Here is a 2,874-nt window from a genome sequence, read left to right as displayed (position 1 = left end):
TTCGCGCGGGATGAATGAGCGCTGAGTCCAGCTCTTGGTCGGTGAAGTCGGCTTTCACAGTGGGAAGCCGACGCGAGCGGTTACTGCGCGGCTGGTAACAGAAACCGCGCCAGCACCGGCAAGTGATCGGAAATCGTCAAGCTGTCGTCCTGGCGTACCCGGGCCTCGACCCGCTTTAGCTTGGAGCTGTAGAAAAAGTAATCCAGGGTCCGATCCGGCCCGCCGACGTCGGGGTCGTTCGGGTAAAACGTCAGCCATTGTTCACGGTCGATGCCGCTGGCTTCGTTGTTACTCGGGATCATCGGGTACTTGTCCCACAACAGATGCAGCTCGCTGTCCGCAGAGTAACCGCCGCGCAAGCGTGGCGGCAGGCGCAGATACTGGCCCAGCGGCAGCAGGTTGAAATCACCGCCGATCAGCCACGGAGTGCCCTGGCTCTCGAACTTGTCGAGCAATTGCAGGGTCATCTGCACTTGCCGTAGTTGAGTGTCGTTCTGGGCATAGGCCCCTAGCTGCGTATTGATCACCGCCAGTTGCCCGCCGTCGCTCAATGGCAGGTAGTTCACCAGCAGGGCCGGGCGAGGCTTGAACTGCTGTTTGAGCAGATTGCCCGAGGACAACGGCAGTTGCTGGCGCTCGGCGTGTTCGACCTGATAGCGACTCAAGGTCGCCAGCTTGCGCCCGACGCTGCCGAAAATATGCAGGTCCGGGACGAAGTCGGCTTTCCAGTCGAATGCCTGGGAGCTGCAGGGATACAGGTCCGCCAGACGCTCCTGGAGTAATTTCAACTGATCCTGGTAGGCGCTGGCCTTGGCGTTTTCGTCGATTTCCTGCAACAGCAAGATGTCCGGCTGCTCGTCGCGGATCACCCGGGTCACCTCGTCGAGGCTGAAGGCCATGTCTTCCGGGGTCGGACGTTCATCCGGGCCGCTGCCGTCGGGCAGGTCGTACCAGAACACATAGCGTTTGCCCGCCAGGTACTGGAGGTTCCAGGTCATCACCTTGAGGGCCTGGCCGGGGACCAGCACCGGTGCCTCGGCGGTGCAGCGCACGGGCAGGGTTTCCCGTTCTTCCGGGCGCCAGGTCAGGCTGTAGACCAGCAGGGCGGTCAGGCCCGCGACAATCAGCAGGCCGGCCACCAGGTAACGTAATAGACGGGTCATGGGCCTCGGTTCAGTTTTTGGCGGAATTTTCAGCGATCAGCATGTAAATTCGGAACAAGACGATGCAGCTGAACAGTTGCAGGAAACTGTGGGCGCTGTCGATGATCAGCATCAACGCCGGGTTCTGCGGTGCCGGGTAGACACTCAGGCTCAACCCTTTGAGCAACCAGAGTGGACCCATTACACACAGAATGCAGGTGAAGGTTAGCCAGAAGTGGCCGCGGCTCAAGACGAAGCTCTCCTTCATTGCCCGCAGCGGTTCGCGCCCGCGCAGTACCAGCAGGTATTCGGAGAAGGCCAGTATCACGGTCAGCCAGATGCCGGGAATGAAATACAGCGACAGGCCCAGCACGATGGCGATGGTATTGACCGCCGAGAGCAGCGCAAAGCGTGGCCACAGGCGCAGGGACATGGCCAGCAGATCGCGATTAGCTGGCGCTTCGCCACGACTGCGGGCATCGAGAAACAGGATCAGCGCCGCCGTGTACAGCGGATAGACCAGCAGCCCGGCCAGCAAGCCATAGGCCGGCGACGCATCCGGGCCCACGGCGTTGTCCAGCAGTTGCTGGAGCAGGGTCTCGAGGATCACTAGCGGCAGGCAGAGCCAGGCGATCTGGCGCAGGTTGCGCTGGAAAAAGTACAGGGAATCACGGATTACATTGAACGGGTTCATCGGTTGTCTATCGCGCAGGTTGAGGCAGAGCAACACTTTAACCGATGGCGCGGGCCGACACTCAAATGTAAACGTTAGGTAAGGACTATTGAAACTTCCGGTAACAACCCCATAACTGAGGGACGCCTGGGCCCGGTTGGGTCGGGGCGATCGATTTCTACCCGGCAATCTAATGAGGTCGCCATGAACAGCGAAGAGCAAACCCTGATCGATGGACTGTTTTCACGGTTGCAGCAAGCCGGAACGGATTCAGCCCCGCGTGACGCCCTGGCCGAGGCGCGGATCAAGGAGCACCTGACTCGCCAACCGGCTGCACCGTACTACATGACCCAGTCGATTCTGGTGCAAGAGCACGCGCTCAAGAGCCTCGACGAACAGAACAAGCAACTGCAGGCGCAGGTGCAGCAGCTGCAGGACGAGTTGCAGCAGGCCCGTGCCCAGAGCGCCGCGCCGGCGCCGAGCAGCGGTGGTTTCCTGTCGAGCATTTTTGGTGGTGGCCGCGATCCGGCCCCTGCGCCGGCGCCGAGCAATTCCGGTGGTGGCTGGCGTGAGCCCGGGCGCCCAGGGTTCAATGCGCCACCACCGCAGCAGAACTACAACGCCCAGCCCAACTATCAGCAACCTGCCTACGCCCAACCCGCGCCACAGCAGGCGGCTCCGGCGGCGCCTATCGGCAGCGGCTTCCTCGGTGGTGCGCTGAAAACAGCGGCGGGTGTGGCCGGTGGCGTGATGCTGGCGGAAGGTATCAGCAGCCTGTTCCATCACAACCAGCAGCAACCGCAGATCATCGAGGAAATCATCGAGCCGAGCCCGATGAGCAACAACGGTGGTGGTGGTTGGGGCGATGATCAGCGCATGGCCAACAACGATTCCTGGGGCAGCAATAACCAGGGTGGTTTCGCTGACACCGACCTTGATGACGACAGCTCCTCCTTTTCTGGCGACGACGATTCCTACGTCTGACCGATGAAGGAGGGTGACGCATAACCTGTGGGAGCGGAGCTTGCCCGCGAAAGCGACCTCAAGGCCGCCAAAAGC

3 protein-coding genes are annotated in these 2,874 nt (G+C 61.3%); 1 reads left to right on the top strand and 2 read right to left on the bottom strand.

Features of this window, described 5'->3' with window-relative positions:
* Positions 1-80: 80 nt before the first annotated feature.
* Positions 81-1,163 (bottom strand): endonuclease/exonuclease/phosphatase family protein, encoded by a 1,083-nt coding sequence (locus tag M5B99_RS29390; protein ID WP_248807426.1) that lies wholly within the window; start codon positions 1,161-1,163, stop codon positions 81-83.
* Positions 1,164-1,173: 10 nt separating this feature from the next.
* A complete protein-coding gene (locus tag M5B99_RS29385; protein WP_248807425.1) occupies positions 1,174-1,836 on the bottom strand; it encodes a YciC family protein in 663 nt (220 codons plus the stop codon).
* 183 nt (positions 1,837-2,019) lie between these two features.
* Between M5B99_RS29385 and M5B99_RS29380 the strand changes: the two genes are divergently transcribed.
* Positions 2,020-2,799, top strand: coding sequence for a DUF2076 domain-containing protein (locus M5B99_RS29380; RefSeq protein WP_248807424.1), 780 nt, complete (start codon positions 2,020-2,022; stop codon positions 2,797-2,799).
* Positions 2,800-2,874: the final 75 nt, after the last annotated feature.

The organism is Pseudomonas sp. MWU13-2100, assembly GCF_023242365.1.
Lineage (GTDB): Bacteria > Pseudomonadota > Gammaproteobacteria > Pseudomonadales > Pseudomonadaceae > Aquipseudomonas.
Note: the sequence above shows the minus strand (reverse complement) of the source record. Positions and strands in the feature narration are given on the sequence as shown.

Excerpts from the sequence above, each read along its gene's own strand:
- M5B99_RS29390 (WP_248807426.1), bottom strand. The coding sequence starts at position 1,163 with ATGACCCGTCTATTACGTTACCTGGTGGCCGGCCTGCTGATTGTCGCG.
- M5B99_RS29385 (WP_248807425.1), bottom strand. The coding sequence starts at position 1,836 with ATGAACCCGTTCAATGTAATCCGTGATTCCCTGTACTTTTTCCAGCGC.
- M5B99_RS29380 (WP_248807424.1), top strand. The coding sequence starts at position 2,020 with ATGAACAGCGAAGAGCAAACCCTGATCGATGGACTGTTTTCACGGTTG.